Origin of the sequence: Duganella sp. sic0402, from assembly GCF_019219065.1 — a bacterium.
Classification (GTDB): domain Bacteria; phylum Pseudomonadota; class Gammaproteobacteria; order Burkholderiales; family Burkholderiaceae_D; genus Rugamonas.
In genome coordinates this window covers 62,267-86,213 of record NZ_JAHUWK010000011.1, presented here as the reverse complement: position 1 = coordinate 86,213, position 23,947 = coordinate 62,267, and the positions used below count along the sequence as shown (strand labels likewise).

Genomic DNA, 23,947 nt, shown 5'->3' with positions numbered 1-23,947 from the left:
GCGAACACAGACAGCATGCCATGCAGATACTTGCCGACTATGTTCGCTAGCGTACTTATAGCGTGCCTGAGGAGATTTCGAGGTTGTAGCTTTTTCCGGAGATGAGCACGTTGGACAGCTTCAGGCCCTGGATATTGTGGATGAACCAGGGCTGCGCGCCGTTGAGCGGCGTGCCGAAATCGCTGTCGCTGATGCTGACGTCGCGGATCGGCAGCAACGGCGACTTAGCATCGCCGTTGTAGCTGGAGGCCAAAGGCCCCAGCAGCACAAAGGCCTGGTAGCACGAATGCTGCGTGCTGCCGACCACCACATTGGCGGCACGGATATCGCTGATGTGCACGTCCGATACCTGCGGCGGACGGATGCGCATCACGTCATCCTGCGGCGCATAATCGCAATCGAACACGATCACCGCGCCACCGCCCGACGACGCCACCTCCGGCGCGATCTCCGCCCCAGGCAGGCGCTTGCTGAACATCGGCTGGGTCTTCACGCCGTTCGGCAGCGTCAGCTTGCGTGCGTACAGATGGCGCAGGTAGCCGCCCCGGTTCATATTGGTCTTCAGGCGGATCGCCGTCCACAGCGGATTGCTGGCCCAGTGGACGTTGCGGAATTCGATGTTCTGCACATACACATTCTCAATGCCGGCCGCCATTTCGCTGCCCAGCGTGACGCCGCCATGGCCGCTGTTCATCACGCAATCCTGGATGACGATGTTGCGGCTGGGGCCAAATTGCGTGTCGAGGTTTTTGCCGGACTTGATGGCGATGCAGTCGTCGCCGGTATTGAAGGTGCAGCCTTCGACCAGTACATGATCGCAGCCATCCGGATCGAAGCCGTCGCTGTTGGGCCCCATGCTATCCATTTGCACATTGCGGAACCAGACGTTGCGGCAGTTGACTGGATGGTGCAGCCAGAACGGCGCCCCCGCCACGCGATAACCCTGCATCAGCACATTGGTGCAGCCGATGAACTGCACCATGCACGGCCGCAGGAAATGGCCGACGCCAAACACGCGCCGCGCCAGCGGCACGCCTGCTTCCGACAGCGCCGGCAGGAAGTAGTGGTCCGAACGCCACGTTGCACGGCCGCCTTCGATCTGGCGGCGTAGCGCCGGGTCCAGCGACGGCGCCACCGCGTCCAACGTTTCCGGATTGCGCGGATTGACGACGCTCTGGACATCGCCGGCCGGTGCGCCGGGCAGCTTGCGGCCAGCCCAGCCCCACCAGCAATCCTTGCTGTCCTTGAACGGCACGCCACCCATGCCGTCGATCACACTGCCCTCGTCGCCGGTCAGCGCGATGTTTTCCTGGCCGTAGGCGTACACCATCGGCGAATAGTTCAGGCAGTCGTTGCTCTGCCAGCGCGAGATGACCAGCTTGCCGTTCGGCCCGCAATCGACGTCGCCATCGCGCGCGTAGTCGAGCGGATTATTATTGAAGTACAGATGCGCGCCCGCCGCCAGGTGCACATGGACATTCGAACGCAGCACCATCGGGCCGCAGCTCAACCAGTTCCCGGCCGGGATCACCACCCTGCCGCCGCCGGCCGCATGGCAGGCGGCGATGGCGGCCTTGATGGCGCCGTAGCAGTCAGGCGAACCATCCCTGGGCACATTCAGCTTGCCTTCCTTGCGGTACTCGACCAGCCCATCCACCTGCCCAAGCTGGCAAGGCTTGGCGCCGTAGGCGGTGATCTCGAAGTCCTGCTGGCGGAACGCGATTGGGCGGCGGCAGCGCGCTACTATGGCCTCAGCCTCCAGCCACGGATCGCGGGATGTCGCAGCGGCGTGCACCACGCCCAACGGCAAGCCCATGCCGGCAATCACGCCCGCCCCTGCGCGCGCGAAACTGCGTCGGCGCGGATTGAAAACTGGTTCACGCAAAATAGCTCCTTATCGCAAGTTATGGCAATGCTTGAAAACCTTCCGCCCTTACCTTCCAGCCCTGTTGCGGGAAGCCGGGCGCGTTGCGCTGCGGCGCGCCGTCCCAGCCGCCGGCCATCATCGCAACCGCCGCCAGCAGCGCACCGTTGCCAGGCAGGTAGACCGGCAGACCGGTATTCGGATTATGCCCTGCGGCGGTGTAACTGTTGTTAGGACCGTCGGTCTTCAACAGCACATCAACTGCCTGCTGTGCCGCATCGAGGCGCGCGGCAGTCATCGCGATCATCGGATAATCCCAGCCCCAGATTTTAGTATGGAAGTCCCAGTCGCTGAGCACCGCGTCCAGCGTGCGGCGCATTACGGCGCGGTCCACGCCGGCGCCCGGCAACTGGCCCAGCGCCATCAGGAAAGATGGATGGTCATGGCGGCTGGCGACGTTGTCCCAGGTATCCGGCGTGGATTCCAGCGCCACGTACTTGCCGTCTTTTTGCGGCAGCGCGGACAGTTGCAGGCGCTGCTTTTCCCATGCCGGATTCGGCGCCAGGCCAAGGCGCACGCGCCATTGCTGCGCCAGCGCCAGGCCGGTGGACCAGTAACTCAGCTCATAGGCTGGATTCATACTGGTCGATTGATCGTAAATCTCCTGGGCGATCCACAGTGGCGGGCCAAGCACATAGCGCTTGCCATCCCAGTGCAGCATCGACGACATCGCATCGGCAGTGGCGAACACCAGCTCGCGATAGCGCTCCAGCGTTTGCGGCGTGGGCGCGGCGCGGTAAAGCAATTCGGCCAGGTGGATGAGATGCGGCTGGTTCCAGACGATCAGCGGATTGCCGCCAGGGCTTTCGCGCCCGCCCGGCCCGGTCATCTTCGGCCAGCGCGCGCCTTCCAGCCCGCGCGACTGGGCAATCTGCCGCGCCACCGGCAATACCTTCTGATGCCAGCGCAAGGCGTTCTCCAGGTATTGCGGCCGGCCCCACAATGCGAAGTGCGCGGTGTGCCACCACAGCATTTCCGTGTGATGCTTGCCGAACCAGGTGGTGGTGGTCAGGCCGCTCTCCTGCGGCGGGAAGTCGCCGCCGAACTGGATCGCCGTCAGGTATTGCGACAGCACCACGCGCCGCTCCAACTCGGCCGCGCGCGGATCGCTGCTGCCGCTGAAATCCAGCGCCGCGCCGCTGCGCCAGAATGTCTGCCAGTGCTTCGTGCTTTGTGCGATGACGGCCGCAGCGTCAGGCGCTTCGGCTGCCGTGGCCAAAGCATAGGACAGCGTGAAGTCCAGTGCCGCTCCCTGCGCGGGTGCGATCTGGAAGGTGTGCGGTGCGGGCTGATTCACCCGCATCGCCATGCCGGCCTGCAGCGCCACGCCGTAACGCGCGGCGTCGCGCGCATGTTCCAGCACCAGCGAGCGCTCGCCTTGCGCCAGCACGCGCGTGCTATGGGACTCCGGTTGCGTCCAGTCGAGCGGCGGATTGTGCTTGACGCTCATATCGTAGCCGCGCGGCAGCGCCAGGCGCACCGCCAGCTTGCCGCTGGCCAGCAGCGGCGATTGAATCCGCACCGCCAGCGTATCCTGTCCGGGGCTGACCGCCGTCATCACGCTGACCGGCTGGCCATCCACCGTGTAGCGGCTGGTCAGCACGCCCTTCCACAGGTCCAGCTTCTGATCGACGTCGCGGATGTCCGCCATGGACAAGGCGCTGCCGTCGCCGCGCCTTAGACTGAGCTGCCCCAAAGGCCACACATGGGGATTGGCGCGCAGCCAGAGCGCGGCCGGGCTGGTCATGATGGTCGGATAGCCCACTGTCTGGCCATGCGCGGTGTAATCGCGGTTGGCATCGGCCAGCTTGTAGCCATTGGGATTGGGATCTTCATGCCACGACCAGCGCGCCTGCGTTTCCAGCGCAATGCCCTTGGCGCTGTAATGCTCGGGGAAAGTCTGCAAGCCGGTGACGTCGGCGGTAAAACAGAACTGGCCATTGCCGACGCTCAGCGGCGCCCACGGGTCAATGGCTTTCAGCTGTGGATTATGACGCTGCACCAGCGCCTGGCGGTCTATGGGCGCAGCCAGCGCCACGCCACTCAACAAAATAAACACCAGCGCCGGAAAGCGCTTCAAATAATTGTTCATATCGCTCATCAATCGCTCACGAACGTTGATCATACCCACCAAATGCAACAGTTTTGGGGCCCAATTGATCAACTTGATGACTATAGCGGATTTGCTCACGGCCTTGAGCGGTCGATGATTGACGTGCTTATCGCAAGCCACCACCATCGGCTAAGCCGCTCAACGGCAATAACCCGAAGAGGAGACAATAATGAAAACGAAGCATACCGCGATTGTTCAAGCCATCCTGCTGCTTGCCACCACCATCAGCGCCGGCGCACAGGAAGTGAAGGAAGCAGCAGCTCCCCCCAACGCAGCAGAAGAAAACAAAGTGGTGATCACCGGTTCCCGGCTGGTCAACCGCGGCTTCCTGGCCCCCACGCCCGTCACCGTGGTGGACGCCCAGGAACTGAAGGTGTCCGGTACGCAGAATCTGGAAAACCTGCTCAACGACACGCCGCAATTCACCGCCAACCAGTTGAACAGCCCCACCGCCAACACGGTGCAGGCTGGCCAGCCATCCGGCACCTCGACGCTGAACCTGCGCAACCTGGGGCCGACGCGCAACCTGGTGCTGGTCAACGGCCGCCGCTACGCCATCACCGGCCCGGACTTCACCACCGACATCAACACCATCCCTACCGCGCTGGTCAAACGGATCGAGACGGTGACCGGTGGCTCGTCCGCTGTCTACGGCTCGGATGCGATTTCCGGCGTGGTCAACTTCATCCTCAAGGATAATTTTGAAGGCGTCGAAATCGGCGTACAGGGCAACTGGGACCAGCCGACCCACACGCCAACCAAGAGCATCGACCTGACCGTCGGCGGCAACTTCGACAACAAGAAGGGCAACGCCGTCATCTCCATCAACTATCAGGACCGCGAAGGCATGACGCGCGGTGATCTGGGCGGCTACTCGACACCGTCGCTGGGCGATGGCTGCGTGACCGCTGCGACCTGGTCGTCCACCAAGGCCGGCACGCCGCTGAGCGTCCCATCCGGCCAGACCTGCTTGTCGGCCGGTGGCCGTCCTGGCCTGGTGTACAGCGGCTCGTCGACGATACCGACCGGCCGCATCGGCAACCTGCCGCTGTATGGCTCGTCCGGCTCGAATGCCGCGCTGGATGCGGCGATGGCGGCGGCTGGCCTGCAAAACATGAGCACCCTGGGCGCGATGTTCGACGCCACCGGCAAGGCGATCCGCCCTTACACCACGGCCGACGCGTATGACCTGGCGCCACTGTCCTACATCATCACGCCGCAAAAACGCTGGGTCGCCAATGCACTTGCCCACTATGATTTCAACGAACACGCCACCGGCTACAGCGAGGTCCATTTCAGCACCAACACCGCCAATGTGCAAATCGCGCCGACCAGCGCCAGCGGCAACTTCCTGGTCAACACCAACAATCCTTATCTGAGCCCGCAGATGCAGGAAGTGCTGCGCCAGCTGGACTTGAAGGAGTCCGGCACCACCCGCGTCACCAATGGCACGCAGACCTTGTCCACCACGCCGGGCGACGGCCTGGCGGTACTCAATCTGAACCGCCGGCTAAACGATATCGGCACCCGTGCCGCATCAACCGAGCACCAGACCTTCCGCATCGCGCTGGGCCTGAAAGGCTATCTGAACGATCTGTCGGAAAAATACCTGACCGACCTGCGCTACGATATGTACTACACCAATAGCCGCACCACCGAGTCGCAGTTCCAGTCCGGTTCGATTTCGCTGAGCCGCTTCCAGAACTCGATCCTGTCGCAAAGCGGCGCGGCGCCGGTGCTGAATCCATTCGGCCAGAACATCACCGAGACGGCGCGCAATGCGGTCGGCATCTCGTCCAATTCCACCATCACCGCCGAGCAGCAAGGGCTGGCGGCCAACTTGAGCGGCAAGCTGCTGGAACTGCCGACCGGTCCGGTCGACTTCTCTACCGGCGTGGAACACCGCCACGCTTACAGCCGTTATTCGCCGGATGCCTATCTGTCTTCCGGCGACGTGTCGGGCTGGAACGCGGCGCGCGCCACCGAAGGCGAATCGACGGTCAAGGAAATCTTCGGCGAGGCGCGCGTGCCGCTGCTGAATGATCTGCCATTTGCCAAGAGCCTGAGCCTGAGCGGCGCCTTCCGCCGCTCCGACTATGACATAGAATCGGTCGGCAAGGTCTGGACCAACTCGGTCGGCACCGAATGGACGCCGGTGGAAAGCCTGACCTTCCGCGCACAGAAGCAGAAGTCGATCCGCGCGCCGAACGTCGGCGAACTGTTTGGCGGCCAGGGCACCAACGGCCCAACCGCCACCGACCCATGCTCCAGCCGCCAGCCTGCATCGCAGCAGACCGCCGCCGTGCGCGCGCTGTGCCAGGCCACCGGCGTACCGGCCAACCTGGTGTTTGACCAGTCGGTGCAGCCGACCAACTTCATCACGCAAATCGTCGGCGGCAATCCCAACCTGAAAGCGGAAACCTCGCACACCACCACCGTCGGCGCAGTGTTCGCACCGCGCGCCGTGCCTGGCCTGCAAATGAGCCTGGACTACTACAAGATCACGCTGGACGATGCGATCTCCACGCTCGGCGGCGGCGGCATCCAGTCGGTGCTGAACCTGTGCTACAACACCATCCAGAACGCCAACAGCGTCTACTGCAAGGCCATCAACCGCGACCCGATCACCGGCCAGATCGCCGCACCGACCTATGTGATGACCACGGCGGCCAATATCGGCGGCATCAAGACCGAAGGCTACGACTTTGCAGGCAACTACAACTTCAAGACTTCATGGGGTCTGATGGGTGCGGACACGCGCTGGAACTTCAGCACCAACTGGACCTACGTGAAAGAGCTGACCTTCACGCCAATCCAGGACCTGCCGAACATCACCAACCAGTGCGTCGGCAGCTTTGGCCAGACCTGCGGCCAGCCGGTGCCGAAGTGGAAAGGCACGGCGCGCCTGACCATGAACACGGGCAAGCTGATGCTGTCGGCGCGCGCCCGCTACCTCGGCAGCGTGACGGTGGATACCTATGTGCTGCCGCAAGGCCAGGGCGGCACGCCGCCAGCGCTGGAAACGCTGACCAATCCGAAGATCAAGGCTTACACCTATCTGGATCTGACGGCGGGCTGGGAATTCACCAAGAACATCAACCTGACGGCCGGCATCCGCAACGTGCTGGACAAAGATCCGCCAGTGCTGGGCTCCTCGCAGCTGCCGGCGAATAACACCATCGCCGCGACCTACGACCCGCTGGGCCGCAATCTGTTCTTCAGCCTGAACGTCAAGCTGTGAACGGCCGCCACCTGCAACGCCGGCGCATGACGCTGGCACTCGGGGCCGGCCTGTTCGGCGGCTTGAGCCTGCCGCTGGCGCGCGCCGCAAGCGCGCCGTCGAGCTGCAAGCCGGATGTGGCCTGGGCTGATGCGCTGCGGCGCGATCTGGACGCCATGGCGGCGCAACTGACGCGGACGCTGAAGCCATGGCCGGTGCCAGCGCGCGTGTTCACACCGGAGGAGCACGGCGGGCTTGCGGCCGGGATGGCTGCCACGGCCGCCATTCAGCGCGCGGTGGAAGCCTGCGCAGCGGCCGGCGGCGGCACGGTGCGGCTGTCGAAAGGCGATTACATCAGCGGCACCATCGTGCTGCGCTCGGGCGTGATGTTCGAGGTCGCCGAAGGTGCGCGCCTGCTGGCCAGCACCAACCTCAAGGACTATCCCGAACATCGCGCCCAACGCCGCACGGTGCAGGACACCAATATGGGCATGAACCAGTCGCTGATCTTCGCCGAAGGCTGCGAACGCATCGGCATCGGCGGCAAGGGACTGATCGACGGTCGCGGCAGCAAAGCCAACTTCCCCGGCGAGGAAACGGTGGGCTCCACGCCAGGCCGGCCCTTCATCATCCGCGTGATCGACTGCAAGCAGGTGGTGGTGCGTGACATCCACATGAAAGACTCTCCGTGCTGGATGCAGAACTACCTGAACTGCGAAGACCTGCTGGTGGATGGCATCCACGTCGAAAACCAGGCCAATCACAACAACGACGGCCTGGATATCGACAGCTGCCGCCGCGTCATTGTGCGCAACTGCTTCATCAACGCGCAGGACGACGCAATGTGCTTCAAGGGCGCCGGGCAGCGGCTGGCGGAAAACATTCTGATCGAACACTGCCAGTTCTACAGCACCTGCAATGCCCTCAAATTCGGCACCGACTCACAGGACGTGTTCCGCAATGTACTGGTGCGTAACGTCACGCTGGGCGGGCCGGCGGCCGATATGCGCGCCATCAACCGGCGCAAGGCGGACGGCGGCATCTCGTGGGAAATCGTCGACGGCGGCACGCTGGAGCGGGTGCTGGTGCACGACATCCGCATCGTGCGCGCCGAAAGCCCTTTGTTCCTGCGGCTGGGCGATCGCGGGCGGGTGCAGCCGGAACAAAAGCGTCCCGGTCCGGGCGTGCTGCGCTATATCGTCTACGACCGCATCAGCGGTGATGACAATGGCGTGCGCGGCTCCTTCTTCACCGGCATCGAAGCGGCACAGATCGAGCATGTACTGTTGCGCGATGTAGACCTGGGCATGGCAGCGGCCAGCGAACCGGGCGCCGATCCGCGCAGCATTCCCGATGCGCCGGCCGAGTATCCCGATCCGCATATGTTCCAGAAGGTGATGCCGGCGTATGGCTTGTGGGCGCGGCACATCCGCCACCTGACCTTGCAGCGGGTACGCTTCCGCAGCAGCAGCAAGGACGCGCGGCCGGAAGTGCTGGCCGACGCCTGCCGTCAGTGAGCGACGCGGAACCAGTCCACGTCGATATAGCCGGCCTGGCCGCCTTTCACATACGTGAAGACGGCAGGCCGACTGCCCTTCCACCATGAGAACTTCGCCAGCTCCGTCACCGGGCCTACATTCGTGTACGGCCCGTTTTCATTGAGCGCGTAGGAGAACTGCACCGTCTGATCCTGCTTCACCACGGCGCGCAGGATCACGGCAGCGGCGGTGATCCTGGCGCCGCGCATTTCCTCGCCGGCGTTGGAATACGTGATGTAGCTGGCGCCGCCCTCCTTCACCACGCCCGCCCACGGCACTTTTACGCCGAACAGGCTTAAGCCGGCGCGCTGCGTATCAGCCATGCCGGCCAGTTCGATGCGTGTGGTGATGTGCGACTGCGGGCCTTGCAGGATCTGCGTCAGCGTATTGCGCGCGCCGACCAGATATGCCGATTTGCTGGCCTGGATGCGCATGAAGCCGGGCCGCTGCGTCAGGCTCCAGCGCGCATTATCGGGATTGTGATTCCACGACCATTGCAAGCCCAGCTTTGCGGACGAGAACTCATCGCTGTCCTGTAGCTTGTAATCGCGCGATTGCTGCGCGGTGTCCGGATACGCGTGCTTCAGCACCGGCATGGTCTGATCGCCCATGATCGGCCAGTCATCCTTCCATACCACCGGTTGCAGATGCACGATGCGGCCAAACGCGCCAGTGCTGTTGAAATGCAGGAACCAGCCCTGCCCGGAAGGCGTCTCCACATAGCCGCCCTGGTGCGGCCCGTCGAGGCCATTGCCCGGCTTGAGCGCCAGGTGCGTCTCATATGGTCCGTCGATGCTGCGCGAACGCAGCACAGCTTGCGGCCCTGTCCCCACGCCGCCGATCGGTGCGAAGACGTAGTAATAGCCATTGCGCTTGTAGACCTTGGGGCCTTCAAACACCGGCAGATTGACTTTGTCTTCGATGATGGTCTTGCCGGCGTCGAGCAGTGTCTTGCCGTCCGCACTCATCGCATGCAGGATGCCGGGACCGGCGCCGACCTTGGAATGAATCAGGTAAGCCTTGCCATCGTCGTCCCAGAACGGGCAGGGATCCTCGTAGCCAGCGCCTTCCAGCACCATCACCGGTTCGGCCCATGCGCCGGCGGGATCGGTGGCGGTGCTCATGAAGATGCCTTCGCCCGGCGTGGCCCAGTACACGTAGAACAGGCCTTTGTGGAAGCGTATCGACGGCGCCCATACGCCGCCAGCGTAGCGCAGGCTGTCGCCGACCGGCTTGGAGACGGCGTCGGTCAGCGGATAGGTCGGCGACATATCGTAGGAAGGATGGAAGTTCAGCTTGGGCAGGACGTGGCCGGCGATCTTCCAGTTCACCAGGTCCTTCGACGTCAGCACCGGGATGCCGGGCGAGAAATGGAAGCTGGATGCCACCATGTAGTAATCGTCCCCAACGCGGATAACGTCGGGATCGGAATAATCCGCGTAGAGCACAGGATTGGTGTATTCCACCGCACCGGCCGAGCCGCACAGCAGCGCCAGAGCCAGCGCCATATTCCGCATTTTCACAAGCAGTCTCCATCCTTTTGATAGCTACGCAGTAGACCATGAGCTTGCGCGCGTGGGCAATCAACATGCTGAGCAAAAGCCCTCAAAAGTATTGCTGGCTTTTTTGATGCAAGTCAAAAATGTTGCAGAAAAATCCGATGGTTTTTTGGCGCGCCGCAGCATAGGGCGCAAAAACTGATTTGCGCTGCAATGCAGCATGCAAAATCAGCTAAGCGATTGATTATATGGAGAAACTTGGTGCGGCTGACTGGGATCGAACCAGTGACCCTTGGCTTCGGAGGCCAATACTCTATCCACTGAGCTACAGCCGCGACAGGGGGATACGCGAAGGCGTGCCGTAGGATACCGTTTTTATCGCCTCCCGTCCATGGGGCAGTGTCGTTTTCAACAAGTTTGCGTTTCCCTCGCGGCATTCTTGTGTCTATAATCAGCCGTTTGGTGAAGGTTTTTACAAGGCAGCTGCTATTAATTCTTCGCGCCACCCTGGCTTGAAATCAGTCTCTTAAGGAAATCATGAGCGACGCACACAACGAACACGAATCCGCAATCAAAACGCCCAAACAACTCGCCGTCGCCGTTATCGGCTTCTTCGTCGTAGTTATCTTCGGCATCGTCCTGTTAGTCAAATTTGTCACAACCGATAAGTTGACTGGCGCCGGTTCCGGCAGCCAGGAACCCGACGCGGTCGCCACCCGCATCGCTCCGGTTGCAGACGAAGGCTATACGCTGAAAGACGCCAGCGGCCCCAAAGTGCTGCAGACCGGCGAAGTCATCTACAACACCACCTGCGCGGCCTGCCATGGCGCCGGCGTAGCGGGCGCACCGAAGTTCGGCGACGCCGGTTCGTGGAGCGGCCGTATCGCCCAGGGCTACGACACCGTCCTCAAGCACGCCATCGAAGGCTTGCGCGCGATGCCGGCCAAAGGCGGCAATCCGGACCTGGACGATGTGGAAGTCGCACGCGCCGTGGTCTACATGGCCAACGCGTCGGGAGGCAAGTTCAAGGAGCCTGAAGTTCCTGCGCCAGCAGCAGCTGCACCGGCTGCTTCGGAACCGCACAAGTAAGCGGCTCCTGTGCAAAGAAAACCGGCCCTCGCGGCCGGTTTTTTATTAGCTGCACAGGCCGTAAGCTTTGCGGTCCGGGAAGTAGCGGTAGGTGAAGGTGCGCACCGGATATTTGTTCAGCGCGATCTCGAAGGCTGGCGGGACCACGTCGAAGCGGTCCGGCAGTTTCTGCGTCACGCGCAGGCGCACGCGCCAGATGGTTTCCGCGCCGGTGGCGCCGGCGATCAGCATATCCGGCACTTTCGGAATCGCCTCGACGATTTCGGCCGGGGAATTGGTGGTGCGCTGATAGAAGGTGACCAGCTCCGCCTTGGCGATGACAGGGCCTTTCGGCTCGGTCACGTTGTAATCGCGGCTGACAAACATCGCCCGCTCGCCGCGCGGCACCAGATACACAAAAGTGAACTCGGCGCCGCCGTCCGGCAGCGTGACCGGCGGCGAGGTCGAAATACTCATCCCGCGCGGCAACTCAAAGCGCGAGCCCTCCTGCCAGTCCTTGCACTCGGGCGTCTTGGCCATATACACATCGACCGGCGTATAAGAATCGCCGCAGGCACTCAGCAGCAATGGCAAAACAAAAGAAGATGCGATGTAGCGCAAACGCATGATGTCTGGCTCTTGAAATTGGAAGGCATTAGTTTACTCTGAAACGAGCGGCAGCTTGCTATTTTGAGGAGAATCACCATGACCACAGTTCTGATCGATGATGATGAGAGACTAGCGCACGCGGCAGATTTTTTGAACGTATCCACAGAGTACCTCCAGCACTTGCTCGACCAAGGCCAAGTCAGCATGGAAAGCCTGACGGAATACAAGGAAAAACAGCGAAGTAAATCACAACACGCGCTCCAGCAGCTCGTCACCCAGGCGCAGGAGCTAAACATGGGCTACTGATGACAGTCAATAGCGAAATAGCGGTACTGGATGCGTGCGTACTCTATCCAGCGCCGCTACGCGATTTGCTGCTCAGCTTGGCCGCAGAAGATTTATATCGGGCGCGCTGGACAGAGATGATTCAGAATGAGTGGATCACCGCCGTGCTCTCGCATCGTCAAGACTTACAAGCAGCCGCACTCCATCGCACCGCCACGCTGATGAACCGAGCTATTGAGAATAGCCTGGTTCTGCACTATGAACATCTAATTGATTCGCTTGTATTGCCAGACCCCGAGGACCGGCACGTGCTTGCCGCAGCCATCACTTGTCGGGCCAACGCAATCGTTACTTTTAATAAGAAGGATTTTGGGCAGCAGGCCAACATCACGATTGTCCATCCCGATGATTTTTGCGTATCGCTATTCGCGCGGAGTGAGGCTGACGCGCAGCACGCTGTAAAAACGCTACGCCAGCGACTGAAAAATCCGCCAAAGACGGCGCGAGAGCTGATCACCACGTATGAACAGCAGGGCTTGCCCAAGTTAGCCACGCTGCTGCAAGACAAATTGAATTTGCTATAAAAAAAGGCCGCATTGCTGCGGCCTTACTTACTTGGTTACCACATGATGACGCGGTCTTTCGGGGCGAGGTACATTTTGTCGCCCTGTTTGACGCCGAAGGCTTCGTAGAAGCCCGGCTGGTTGCGCATCGGGCCGTTGGCGCGGAATTGGCCTGGCGAGTGCGGGTCGGTCTTGATTTGCTGGATCTGCGCCGCTTCACGCATCTTCATGCGCCACACTTGTGCGAAGCCCATATAGAAGCGCTGGTCGCCGGTCAGGCCGTCCAGTACCGGCGCCTTCTTGCCTTTCAGCGACAGCTTGTAGGCTTTGTAGGCAATCGCCACGCCGCTATTGTCGGCAATGTTTTCGCCCAGCGTCAGCTCACCGTTGACGTGGTAGCCTGGCAGCGGGCTGAACTGGTTGTACTGCTCGACCAGCATCTTGGTTTTGGCCGAGAAGGCTTTGTGGTCGGCTGCGGTCCACCAGTCACGCAGATTGCCGTCGCCGTCGTACTGTGCGCCCTGGTCGTCGAAGCCATGGCTGATTTCGTGGCCGATCACGCCGCCGATGGCGCCGTAGTTGACCGCGTCATCGGCATCCGCGTCAAAGAACGGTGCTTGCAGGATCGCCGCCGGGAAGACGATTTCGTTCATCTCCGGGTTGTAGTAGGCGTTGACGGTTTGCGGCGTCATGCCCCATTCGTCGCGGTCGATTGGTTTGCCCAGTTTGTTCAGCTCTTTGTTGTAGTCGAACTGGTGCGAACGGATCACGTTGCCGACCAGATCATCCTTGCTGATGGTCAGCGCCGAGTAGTCGCGCCATTTGTTCGGGTAGCCGATTTTGTAGGTGAACTTGGCGAGCTTGGCTTGCGCCTGCTTCTTGGTGACCGGGGTCATCCAGTCCAGCTTGTCGATGCTGGTCTTGTACGAAGCCAGCAGGTTTTTCACCAGCGCTTCCATGCGCGCCTTGCGTTCGGCCGGGAAGTGTTCCGCCACGTACAGTTTGCCGACAGCTTCGCCCAGCGCGCCTTCGCTCACTTGCACGCCACGCTTCCAGCGCGGACGCTGTTCGGTAACGCCGCTCAGCACGGTGCCGTAGAAGGCGAAGTTTTCATCGACGAAGGCTTTGCTCAGGTAAGGCGCGTGCGTGCGCACCACTTGCCATTGGAAATAGGCTTTCAGCGTGTCCAGCGGGGTGCTTTCCAGCAGCGCGGTCAGGCCTTTCAGGTAGCTAGGCTGGCTGACGATGACGTAAGTGGCTTTGCCAGCCACGCCGGCATCGATCAGGTAGGCGTTCCAGTCGTAGCCTGGCGCTACTTCGCCCAGCTTGGCGATGTCGACCTTGTTGTAGGCCTTGATCGGGTCGCGCAGCTCAACCTTGGTCCATTGCAGCTTGGCCAGTTCTTTTTCGAACTCGACCACGGCGTGGGCGGTGGTCGCGCCGTGCGCGTCGCCGGCCAGGGTCAGCATTTTGCCAACGTGCAGTTCATACTTGGCCAGCGTGTCGGCCAGTTTCTTGTCGTCCGCCTTCAGGTAGTAGTCGCGGTCCGGCAGGCTCAAGCCGTCCTGGTAGATGTCGGCCACGTACTTGGTCGAATCCTTGTTGTCCTGGTGGATGCCGTAGTTGTACGGTGCGGTCACGCCGATCTGGTTGAAGTGCGAGATCAGCGCCGGCAGCTGTTTCTTGTCCTTGAGTGCGGCAACCTTGGCCAGTTCCGCGTTCAGCGGTGTCGCGCCCAGTTGCTCCAGCTTGGCTTCATCCATGAAGCTGGCGTAGAAGTCGCCGATGCGCTGCGCTTCAGCGCCGCCAGCCTTGTTGGCGGCCGCGCCTTCGATAATCGCGCGCAGCTGCGGCTGGATGTCATCGCGCAGTTTGGCGAACGAGCCCCAGCTCGATTTGTCGGCCGGGATTTCAGTCGTCGCCAGCCACTTGCCATTCATGTGGTTAAACAGGTCGTCCTGCACGCGCACGGCCGGATCGATGTATTCGACGGCAATGCCGGAAGTCGGCTTGCTTGCTACTTTGGCGCTGGCAGGGGCGGCGCTTTTGGCGCTGTCCGCAGCACCAGCCAGGCCTGCGATCAGGCTCAGCATCAATGCACTTACGAGATGACGTTTCACGAGGATTTCCTTCTATGTTTGAATGAAGGCCCATTGCTCACATGGGCCGTGCTGCTTTATATCACATCACCACATGATGACGCGGTCTTTGGGCGCAAGATACATTTTGTCGCCCGGCTTGACGCCAAAGGCTTCGTAGAAGCCCGGCTGGTTACGCACCGTGCCATTGGCGCGGAACTGATCCGGCGAATGCGGATCGGTTTTCAGATACACGATTTGCTGCGCGTCGCGGATTTTCGAGCGCCACACCTGGCCGAAGCCCATGTAGAAGCGCTGCTGGCCGCTCAGGCCATCGATCACCGGCGCCGGCTGGCCTTTCAGCGAGATCAGGTAAGCCTTGTAGGCGATCGCCGCGCCGCTGTTGTCGGCGATGTTCTCGCCCAGCGTCAGCTCGCCGTTGACGAAGTAGCCCTTGACCGGGCTGTAGCCGTTGTACTGCTTGACCAGCATCCTGGTCTTGGCGGCGAAGTTCTTGTGGTCGGCCTTGCTCCACCAGTCGCGCAGATTGCCGTCGCCGTCGTACTGCGCGCCCTGATCGTCGAAACCATGGCTGATCTCGTGGCCGATCACCGCGCCGATGGCGCCGTAGTTGACCGCGTCGTCGGCGTCCGCATCAAAGAACGGCGGCTGCAGGATCACGGCCGGGAACACGATCTCGTTCAGCTCCGGGTTGTAATAGGCGTTGACGGTTTGCGGCGTCATGCCCCATTCGTCGCGGTCGATCGGCTTGCCCAGCTTGCCGATTTCCTTTTCGTACTCGAACACCTGCGAACGGCGCACATTGCCCACCAGGTCATCCTTGGACACCACCAGCTTCGAGTAATCGCGCCACTTGTTCGGATAGCCGATCTTGGTGGTGAACTTGGCCAGCTTTTCCTGCGCCTGTTTTTTGGTTTCCGGTCCCATCCAGTCCAGCGTGTTGATGCTTTCCCTGAACGCCTCAAGCAGATTCTTCACCAGCGCTTCCATGCGCGCCTTGCGCTCGGCCGGGAAGTGCTGTTCGACGTATAGCTTGCCCAGCGCTTCGCCCAGCGCGCCATCGGTGGCGTTGACGCCGCGTTTCCAGCGCGGCGGCTGTTCATCAATGCCGCTCAGCACCTTGCCGTAGAAGGCGAAGTGCTCCAGCGCGAAATCCCTGGCCAGATAAGCTGCGTTGGCGTGCAGAACCTGCCACTGGAAGTACACCTTCCAGGTCGCCAGCGGGGTCTTACTGAGCAGCTTGTTGAAGCCGCTGATGTAGCTCGGCTGGCTGACGATGACGTAGTCGACCTTGCCGCCGATGCCGGTGTCGTTCAGCCAGGTCGTCCAGTCGTAGCCTGGGGCCAGCTTGGACAGCTTGTTCAGCGGCACCTTGTTGTAGGCCTTGACCGGATCGCGCAGCTGCACCTTGGTCCATTGCAGCTTGGCGATTTGCGTTTCCAGCGCGATGATGGCCTTGGCGTCGGCCGCAGCGTTGGCGTTGCCTGCCAGCGCCAGCATCTTGCTGACGTGCTGCTCATACTTGGCCAGGGCCTCGGCCAGTTTCTTGTCCGATTTCTTCAGGTAGTAATCGCGGTCAGGCAGGCTCAGGCCGTCCTGGTACAGATCCGCCACATACTTGGTCGAATCCTTGTTGTCCTGGTGGATGGCGAAGCCGTACGGCGCCGTGTAGCCATTGCGGTTGAAGTGGGCGATCAGGCCCGGTATCAGGCGCTTGTCGTTGAGGGCGGCGATGCGCTCGAAGTCGGCCTTCAGCGGCAGCAGGCGCAGTTCTTCCAGCTTGGCCTCATTCATGTAGCTGGCGTAGAAGTCGCCGATGCGCTGCGCTTCCGGGCTGCCCGCCTGATTGGCGGCCGCGCCTTCGATCAGCGCGCGCAGCTGCGGCTTGGTGTCGTCGTCCAGCTTTTCGAAGGAACCCCAGCTGGATTTGTCGGCCGGGATGTCCGTTTTGGCCAGCCACTTGCCGTTCAGGTGCTGGAAGAAATCGTCCTGCGGCCGCACCGCAGCGTCGATATTGGCGATGTCCACGCCCGAGGTCTTGGTTTGCGCCTGGACGCCGGCCGTGGCCAGCAGCGCCACCATCAGGGCGCTGAGCAGATGTGTTTTCATATTCTTGCCTCTCCTGTTATCCAGGAACAATAGCAAAAAAGCCACACGTGGTGGCTTTTTTGCTGGGGATAAACGCTTACCAGATGATGATGCGCTGTTCCGGCGCAACATATAGCTTGTCGCCCGGCTTGACGCCGAAGGCTTCATAGAAGCCGGGCTGGTTCACCACCGGGCCATTGGTGCGGTACTGGCCTGGCGAATGCGGATCGGTCTTGATCTGCTGTACCTGCTGCTGCTCGCGCATCTTGACGCGCCAGATCTGGCCGAAGCCCATGTAGAAGCGCTGCTCGCCGGTGAAACCATCGATCACCGGCGCCGGCTTGCCGCCCAGCGACAGCTTGTAGGCCTTGTAGGCGACCGCCATGCCGCTGTTGTCGGCGATGTTCTCGCCCAGCGTCAGCGCGCCGTTGACGTGGTAGCCAGGCAGCGGGCTGTAGCCGTCGTACTGCTTGACCAGCGCATCGGTCTTGGCCTTGAAGTTGGCCTTGTCTTCGGCAGTCCACCAGTCGCGCAGATTGCCGTCGCCGTCCGACTGGCTGCCGCCGTCGTCGAAGCCGTGGCTGATCTCGTGGCCGATCACCGCACCGATGGCGCCGTAGTTGACCGCGTCATCCGCGCGCGCATCGAAGAACGGCGGTTGCAGGATGGCTGCCGGGAATACGATCTCATTCATCGTCGAGCTGTAATAGGCGTTGATGGTTTGCGGCGTCATGCCCCATTCCTCGCGGTCGATCGGCTTGCCCAGCTTGGCGATCATGCGCGCGTGGCGGTAGTTGGAGGCGCGCAGCACATTGCCCACCAGGTCGCTCTTGATGATGGCCAGCGTCGAGTAGTCGCGCCACTTGTTCGGATAGCCGATCTTGGGCGTGAACTTGGCCAGCTTGGCTTGCGCCTCGATCTTGGTGGCGGGGCTCATCCAGTCCAGACTGTCGATGCTGGTCTTGTAGGCGGCCAGCACATTCTTCACCAGCTGGTCCATGCGTTCCTTGCGCTCAGGCGGGAAGTATTCCGCCACGTACAGCTTGCCCAGCGCTTCGCCCAGGCTGGCTTCAACCAGCGCCACACCATTCTTCCAGCGCGGCGGCTTGACTTCCACACCGGTCAGCACAGTGCTGTAGAAATCGAAGTGCGCGTCGGCGAAATCCTTGGACAGGAAGGGCGAAGTTTCACGCAGCAGCTGCCATTCGAAATACGCTTTCCAGGTTGCCAGGTCGGTCTTCTCCAGCGTGGCGGTAAAGCCGGTCAGATAGCTCGGCTGGCTGACGATCACATAGTCAACCTTGTTGGCGACCCCGGTGGCGGCCAGCGTATGGCTCCAGTCAAAGCCCGGCGCCAGCTCGGCCAGCTGCTTGATCGGCATCTTGTTGTAGCGCTTGACCGGGTCGCGGTTCTGCACCTTGGTCCATTGCGCTTCCGCCAGTGCGGTTTCCAGCGCGACGATTTTCTTGGCGTTGGCGCCGGCGTTGCGGTCGCCCGACAGGCCCAGGATCTTGGCCACATGCAGCTCATACTTGGCCAGGGTGGCGGCCAGCTTGGCGTCGTCTTTTTTCAGGTAGTAGTCACGGTCCGGCAGGCCCAGGCCGCTCTGGGCGATGTAGACCGCGTACTTGGTCGATTCGCGCGCGTCCTGGCGCACGCCGACGCCAAACGGCGTGCCCACGCCGATCTGGTTCAGGTGGGCGATCAGAATCGGCAAGCCTTTCTTGTCCTTGATCGCGCGGATGCGGTTCAGCTCACCGGTCAGCGGACGGATGCCAGCTTCGTTCAGCTTGGCCTCGTCCATATAGCTGGCGTACAGGTCGGCGATCTTCTGCGCTTCGCTGCCCGGCTTGCGGGTTTTGTCGGCTTCGGCTTTTTCGATCAGGCCGCGCAGCTGCGGCAGCGTGTCGTCGCGCATCTTGGCGAAGGTGCCCCAGCTGGATTTGTCGCCGGGGATTTCGGTGGTCTTCAGCCAGTTGCCATTCAGGTAGGTAAAGAAGTCATCCTGCGGACGCACGCTGGTGTCCATATTGGGCAGGTCGATGCCGGAGATCGGCGTGGTGTCTTGCGCCATGGCGAAGGCGGTCATCAGGCTCAGGGTCAAAGTGGTCAGCAACAACGATTTTTTCACAGCGTGTCCTTATGGTTAGAACTTGGATTTCTATTCTAACGTCCGCTCCGACCACAAGGAAAGCACTGGCCCGCTTGTTACTTTACGATACACACGATGATCAGCCGCCACCGCCCGGCAAGTTGACATTCAGGCCGCCCGCACCGACGCCGCCGCCCATGCCACCGCGTCCGCCTTTGCCGCCGCGATGTTCGCCGCCCTCTTCCTTGCGTTCCGGCCGGCCGCCACCACCACTCTCCTGCACGCGCTGCAGCTGCTCGGCCAGCATCTGCGCCACCACCTGGCGCTGGCTTTCCGATAAGGCATCATTGACAGTCAGCCACCATTCGCGCAGCAGCTTTTCTTCGCCGGTGCTGGCATTGCTTTCCTCCTCCACCGCCTTGGCCAGATCACGCAGTTCGACATTGGCGCCGCGCGCACCGGCCAGCGTGGCGGCTTGCAGATGTTCGCGCCGTTCCTTGCGGGCGCGCAGCAGGTTGCGTGTTTTGGTTTCGGTTTGCGCCCACAGGGTTTGCTGGTTGGCGTTCAGGTTCAGCGTTTTCTTCAGCTCCGCCGCCATGGGCAGATAGTCTTCGGCTTTCATCTCCATCAAGGGCAAGGCAAAGGCCGATGACAGCAGGCCGGACAAGGCCAGCGCGGCGCCGAAACGGCACAAAATGGACGGGGATGGACGTGACAGAAATCGCATGTATGCTCCGTAGATAAAAAAAAGCCTGCGCTTGGGGCGCAGGCAAAAACCACTTCAGGGTAGAGAGAAATACGAGCTCAGTGTAGGCCGCACACGCCGCCGTTACAGGGCTTCTTACAAATACTTACCGTCGTGAACGTGAGGGATACACTCCATACAAAACAGCAAAATTGGCCTTTCGCCAAGCGGCGTCTGGCATGCTTTAAAAGTCAACGGAGCGCGTTGTAAAACCTCGTAAAGGTATAAATCATTTCGTGATGGCTACTACGTTTGCTGCGAATCAGGTTTATACTCGTTTCATGCAGGCTGCAAATCCGCAGCGCGCGTGCTTTGACAGGTGAAACATGGGCAAGAAATTAAAGAATTCGGGTCTGGTCGGACTCGGCGTGGTGGCGGGCATCGCCATATCGTTGCAATTCTCCGCCATGGCGCAACGGCCGATGGACCCGCCGCTGCCGCTGGAAGAGCTGCGCCAGCTGGCCGATGTCTTCGGTCTGATCAAATCCGACTATGTTGAACCGGTCGAAGACAAGAAGCTGCTGACCGAAGCCATCTCCGGCATGGTCGCCTCGCTGGACCCGCACTCCGCCTACCTCGACAAGAAAGCCTACGCCGAATTGCGCGAAGGCTCGCAAGGCAAGTTCGTCGGCCTTGGCATCGAGATCGGCCAAAGCGAAGATGGCTATATCAAGATCGTCGCGCCGATCGAGGATTCGCCCGCCTGGCGCGCCGGCATCAAGCCGGGCGACCTGATCAGCCGCCTCGACAACACGCCGATCAAAGGCATGTCGCTGGATGAGTCGATCAAGAAGATGCGCGGCGAGCCAAACAGTAAAGTCAGCCTGACGGTGCTGCGCAAGGGCGAGGAAGAGCCGCTGACCTTCAACATCACGCGCGAAGAGATCCACCAGAAAAGCGTGAAGGGCAAGCTGATTGAGCCGGGCTATGCCTGGCTGCGCATCTCGCAGTTCCAGGAACCGACCGTGGATGACATGGCGGCCAAGATTATCGAATTATACAAACAGGACCCGAACATCAAGGGCCTGGTACTGGACCTGCGCAACGATCCGGGCGGCGTACTGCAAGGCGCGATCGGCGTCGCCGCCGCCTTCCTGCCGAAAGACTCGCCTATCGTATCGACCAACGGCCAGTTGCCCGACCAGAAGCAAATCTTCTACGGCCGTCCCGAATACTACGAGCTGCGCGGCGAAGCCGACGCGCTGGCCAAGCTGCCGGCCGCGATCAAGAAAGTGCCGATGGTCGTGCTGGTCAACACCGGTTCGGCGTCGGCCTCGGAAATCGTCGCGGGCGCGCTGCAGGATTACAAGCGCGCCGACATCATCGGCACCCAGACCTTCGGCAAAGGCTCGGTGCAGACCATCCGCCAGCTGACGGCCGACACGGCGGTCAAGCTGACCACGGCGCGCTACTACACGCCGAACGGCCGCTCGATCCAGGCCAAGGGCATCACGCCGGACGTGGCGGTGGATGAAAACGCCGATGGCGACGGCCTGAACGCGCTGCGCACCCGCGAGGCCGATCTCAGCAAGCATCTGTCCAACGACCGCGAGGCCGAAGGCGAGAAAAGCAAGCGCGACGAACTCGAAGAACAGATCCGCATCCTGGCGCTGGAGAAAAACCGCAAGCCGCTGGAATACGGCAGCGGCGAGGATTTCCAGCTGCAGCAGGCGCTGAACCACCTGAAAGGCCTGCCGGTGCAGCTGGCCAAGCAAAGCACCGCCATCGTCAGCACCGAAACCGGCCTGAAGAAAGACCTGTCCAAAAAATAAGCAGTTGTGGCCTGAATAGCGCGGCGCCTCAAGGGCGCCGCTTTTATTTGCGCCTAAGGTGCAGGCATTGTGTAGAATTTGCCTCATTATTGGCGCATGCCATTGCCTAATTTGAAAGTTTAACCATGAAACAAGCCGTCATCAGCGGTACCGGCCTCTATACGCCAGCGCAGTCGATCAGCAATGAAGAGCTGGTTGCATGCTTCAACGCCTACGCCGAACAATTCAACGCCGGCAATGCCGCCGCCATCGCGGAAGGCACGCTCACGGCGCTGGAGCCATCCAGCGTGGCCTTCATCGAAAAAGCCTCCGGCATCAAGGCGCGCTATGTGATGGAAAAAGCCGGCATCCTCGATCCGCAACGCATGGTGTCGCATATCCCTGAACGCGCCGACGAAGAACTGTCGCTGCAGGCGGAAATTTCGGTGGCGGCGGCGCGCCAGGCGCTGGACCGCGCCGGCAAGACGCCGGCCGATATCGATATGGTGCTGGTGGCCTGCTCGAATATGCAGCGCGGCTATCCGGCGATGGCGGTGGAAGTGCAAGGCGCACTGGGCATCGAAGGCTATGGCTTCGACATGAACGTGGCCTGCTCGTCGGCCACCTTCGGCATCCAGCAGGCAGTGGCGGCGGTGCAAAGCGGCCAGGCGCGCGCGGTGCTGGTGCTGAATCCGGAAATCACCTCGGGCCACCTGAACTGGCGCGACCGCGACAGCCACTTCATCTTCGGCGACGCCTGCACCGCCATTGTCGTCGAAGCCAAAGACACGGCCACCAGCGCGCAGCAGTGGGAGATTGTGGACAGCAAGCTGAAGACCAGCTTCTCCAACAACATCCGCAACAACTTCGGCTTCCTCAACCGCTTCGACGAAGCCGGCGTGGGCCAGGCCGACAAGCTGTTCCGCCAGCAGGGCCGCAAGGTGTTCAAGGATGTCTGCCCGATGGCCGCCGAGATGATCAAGGACACCATCGCCAACGCCGGCCTGGACGTGCCGCAGGTGAAGCGCTACTGGCTGCACCAGGCCAACCTCAACATGAACTTGCTGATCAGCCGCCTGGTGCTGGGCCGCGACGCCGAACCGGGCGAAGCGCCGGTGATCCTGGACGAATACGCCAACACCTCGTCGGCCGGCTCCATCATCGCCTTCCACAAGCACTCGGCCGACATGGCCGCCGGCGAACTGGGCGTGATCTGCTCCTTCGGCGCCGGCTACTCGATCGGCTGCGTGGTGGTGAAGCGTCTCTAAGCCCGGAAGTGGTTCGCTAGTTCCTGCTCAACGGCCGCATACGCGGCCGTTGTTGCATCCGGGCCGGCAGCCAGTGCCTGCAGCGAGAAGAAGTGCAGATCTTTCAGGCCGATGGTGGGCAGGATGGCGCGCAGATAGGGTTCCAGGAAATCGGGTTGGCGGGCTCGTTCGCCAGTGCGCCAGCCGCCGGAACTGACCGCGATGTAGACCGGACGGTCGGCCAGGGTGCCGATCTTGCCTTCCGGTGTAGCGTTAAAAGTCACGCCGATGCGCACCACGTGGTCCAGCCACGCCTTCAGCACCGAAGGTACGCTGAAGTTGTGCATGGGTGTGGCGATTACTACCGCATCGGCAGCCTTCAGTTCTTCGATCAGCAGATCCGACCAGGCCAGCGATGACAATCCGTTCGCATGCGCGGTGCCGCCGGGGTGACGTGACAACGCATTGGAATATTGGAAATCCACATGCGGCAACGGCTGCGCCCACAAATCACGCGACACCAGCTGCGCCTCCGGATACGCCTTGCGCAGTTGCGCGATGAGCTGTTGCGACAAGCGGTAGCTGGCCGAATCTTCAGCGCGCGAACTGGCGCTGATGTGCAAAATCTTCTTCATGCAATCACCTTGCCGAAACGTAGCGCGCCGGGCAGCAGCCCTTCGCGGAAATAGAAACGCTGGCCCAGCACATTGGTCAGCGCCGTATCCAGCACCAGCCGCGCGCATTGCGCCTGCTCGGCAAACACGGTCAGCTTCCCCAGCAGCAGGGCGCCCCAGCGACGGCTGCGATGCTGTTCTGCCGTGATCAGATCGTCCACATACAGGAAGCGGCCGTACACCGTGTTCTCCTGATAGCGATAGCCGGCCAGCGCCACCACCTCGTCATCCTGCCACACCGCCAGGATGTGATAGTCCTGCTCGCGCTGGCGCATCACCTGCGCGACAAACGCATCCTCCGACAGCAGATGCGGACGCAGCGCCTTCATCACCGGATAGCAGGCGCGCAGCTCTTGTTCCGTCTCTACGATTTTCATGGCGTATCCTTTCAAAGACGCCATCGTAGGCCGCCAATGGCATAATCCATAGAGC

Annotated in this window: 18 protein-coding genes and 1 tRNA gene; 8 read left to right on the top strand and 11 right to left on the bottom strand. The window is 61.6% G+C overall.

Features of this window, described 5'->3' with window-relative positions:
- Positions 1–55: 55 nt before the first annotated feature.
- On the bottom strand, positions 56–1,885 hold the full coding sequence (locus KW842_RS22300) for a glycosyl hydrolase family 28 protein (protein WP_307729863.1): 1,830 nt from the start codon (positions 1,883–1,885) through the stop codon (positions 56–58).
- A gap of 19 nt (positions 1,886–1,904) precedes the next feature.
- Positions 1,905–4,016, bottom strand: coding sequence for a hypothetical protein (locus KW842_RS22295; protein ID WP_218306324.1), 2,112 nt, complete (start codon positions 4,014–4,016; stop codon positions 1,905–1,907).
- 190 nt (positions 4,017–4,206) lie between these two features.
- On the opposite strand from KW842_RS22295, the gene KW842_RS22290 reads away from it, so the two are divergent.
- Together KW842_RS22290 and KW842_RS22285 are read left to right on the top strand one after the other, a co-directional pair.
- Positions 4,207–7,278 (top strand): TonB-dependent receptor domain-containing protein, encoded by a 3,072-nt coding sequence (locus KW842_RS22290; RefSeq protein WP_218306323.1) that lies wholly within the window; start codon positions 4,207–4,209, stop codon positions 7,276–7,278.
- Positions 7,275–8,774, top strand: coding sequence for a glycosyl hydrolase family 28 protein (locus KW842_RS22285; RefSeq protein ID WP_218306322.1), 1,500 nt, complete (start codon positions 7,275–7,277; stop codon positions 8,772–8,774). Before KW842_RS22290 ends, KW842_RS22285 begins: the two co-directional genes overlap by 4 nt.
- On the opposite strand, the gene KW842_RS22280 is transcribed toward KW842_RS22285, so the two are convergent.
- Complete coding sequence (locus KW842_RS22280; protein WP_229223858.1) at positions 8,768–10,312, bottom strand: glycoside hydrolase 43 family protein; 1,545 nt, start codon at positions 10,310–10,312, stop codon at positions 8,768–8,770. The two genes, KW842_RS22285 and KW842_RS22280, sit on opposite strands and share 7 nt — an antisense overlap.
- A gap of 58 nt (positions 10,313–10,370) precedes the next feature.
- Here KW842_RS22280 and KW842_RS27630 point away from each other — a divergent pair, with 58 nt between their 5' ends.
- On the top strand, positions 10,371–10,496 hold the full coding sequence (locus KW842_RS27630) for a hypothetical protein (RefSeq protein WP_255584408.1): 126 nt from the start codon (positions 10,371–10,373) through the stop codon (positions 10,494–10,496).
- Between the two features lie 57 nt (positions 10,497–10,553).
- Here the strand turns inward: KW842_RS27630 and KW842_RS22275 are convergent.
- Positions 10,554–10,629: transfer RNA gene (locus tag KW842_RS22275), tRNA-Arg, on the bottom strand.
- 202 nt (positions 10,630–10,831) lie between these two features.
- Here KW842_RS22275 and KW842_RS22270 point away from each other — a divergent pair.
- The gene (locus tag KW842_RS22270) at positions 10,832–11,383 is read left to right on the top strand and encodes a cytochrome c5 family protein (protein ID WP_218306320.1); all 552 of its coding nucleotides are present in this window, start codon (positions 10,832–10,834) and stop codon (positions 11,381–11,383) included.
- A gap of 45 nt (positions 11,384–11,428) precedes the next feature.
- Here KW842_RS22270 and KW842_RS22265 read toward each other — a convergent pair whose 3' ends face one another.
- On the bottom strand, positions 11,429–11,989 hold the full coding sequence (locus tag KW842_RS22265) for a hypothetical protein (RefSeq protein WP_218306319.1): 561 nt from the start codon (positions 11,987–11,989) through the stop codon (positions 11,429–11,431).
- A gap of 78 nt (positions 11,990–12,067) precedes the next feature.
- Between KW842_RS22265 and KW842_RS22260 the strand changes: the two genes are divergently transcribed.
- Positions 12,068–12,277, top strand: a complete 210-nt coding sequence (locus KW842_RS22260; RefSeq protein ID WP_218306318.1) for a hypothetical protein — start codon at positions 12,068–12,070, stop codon at positions 12,275–12,277.
- Positions 12,277–12,840, top strand: coding sequence for a PIN domain-containing protein (locus KW842_RS22255; protein ID WP_218306317.1), 564 nt, complete (start codon positions 12,277–12,279; stop codon positions 12,838–12,840). The genes KW842_RS22260 and KW842_RS22255 overlap by 1 nt, the downstream gene beginning before the upstream one ends.
- A 35-nt stretch (positions 12,841–12,875) precedes the next feature.
- On the opposite strand, the gene KW842_RS22250 is transcribed toward KW842_RS22255, so the two are convergent.
- From KW842_RS22250 to KW842_RS22235, 4 genes are all read right to left on the bottom strand, one after another.
- Positions 12,876–14,912, bottom strand: a complete 2,037-nt coding sequence (locus tag KW842_RS22250; protein WP_218306450.1) for a M13 family metallopeptidase — start codon at positions 14,910–14,912, stop codon at positions 12,876–12,878.
- 93 nt (positions 14,913–15,005) lie between these two features.
- Positions 15,006–17,027 (bottom strand): M13 family metallopeptidase, encoded by a 2,022-nt coding sequence (locus KW842_RS22245; RefSeq protein WP_218306316.1) that lies wholly within the window; start codon positions 17,025–17,027, stop codon positions 15,006–15,008.
- Positions 17,028–17,103: 76 nt separating this feature from the next.
- Positions 17,104–19,095 carry a M13 family metallopeptidase gene (locus KW842_RS22240; RefSeq protein WP_218306449.1) on the bottom strand — a complete coding sequence of 664 codons (1,992 nt, stop codon included), beginning with the start codon at positions 19,093–19,095 and terminating at the stop codon, positions 17,104–17,106.
- 142 nt (positions 19,096–19,237) lie between these two features.
- Entirely contained in the window at positions 19,238–19,825 is a 588-nt protein-coding gene (locus tag KW842_RS22235; protein ID WP_218306315.1) for a hypothetical protein, read from the bottom strand.
- Positions 19,826–20,169: 344 nt separating this feature from the next.
- Here KW842_RS22235 and KW842_RS22230 point away from each other — a divergent pair, with 344 nt between their 5' ends.
- Entirely contained in the window at positions 20,170–21,615 is a 1,446-nt protein-coding gene (locus tag KW842_RS22230) for a S41 family peptidase (RefSeq protein WP_218306314.1), read from the top strand.
- A gap of 125 nt (positions 21,616–21,740) precedes the next feature.
- Positions 21,741–22,862, top strand: coding sequence for a beta-ketoacyl-ACP synthase III (locus KW842_RS22225; protein WP_218306313.1), 1,122 nt, complete (start codon positions 21,741–21,743; stop codon positions 22,860–22,862).
- Here the strand turns inward: KW842_RS22225 and KW842_RS22220 are convergent.
- Positions 22,859–23,476: an FMN-dependent NADH-azoreductase gene (locus KW842_RS22220; protein ID WP_218306312.1), complete on the bottom strand. Its 618-nt coding sequence runs from the start codon at positions 23,474–23,476 to the stop codon at positions 22,859–22,861. The two genes, KW842_RS22225 and KW842_RS22220, sit on opposite strands and share 4 nt — an antisense overlap.
- Positions 23,473–23,892, bottom strand: a complete 420-nt coding sequence (locus tag KW842_RS22215; RefSeq protein ID WP_229223848.1) for a GNAT family N-acetyltransferase — start codon at positions 23,890–23,892, stop codon at positions 23,473–23,475. Before KW842_RS22215 ends, KW842_RS22220 begins: the two co-directional genes overlap by 4 nt.
- Between the last annotated feature and the right edge of the window lie 55 nt (positions 23,893–23,947).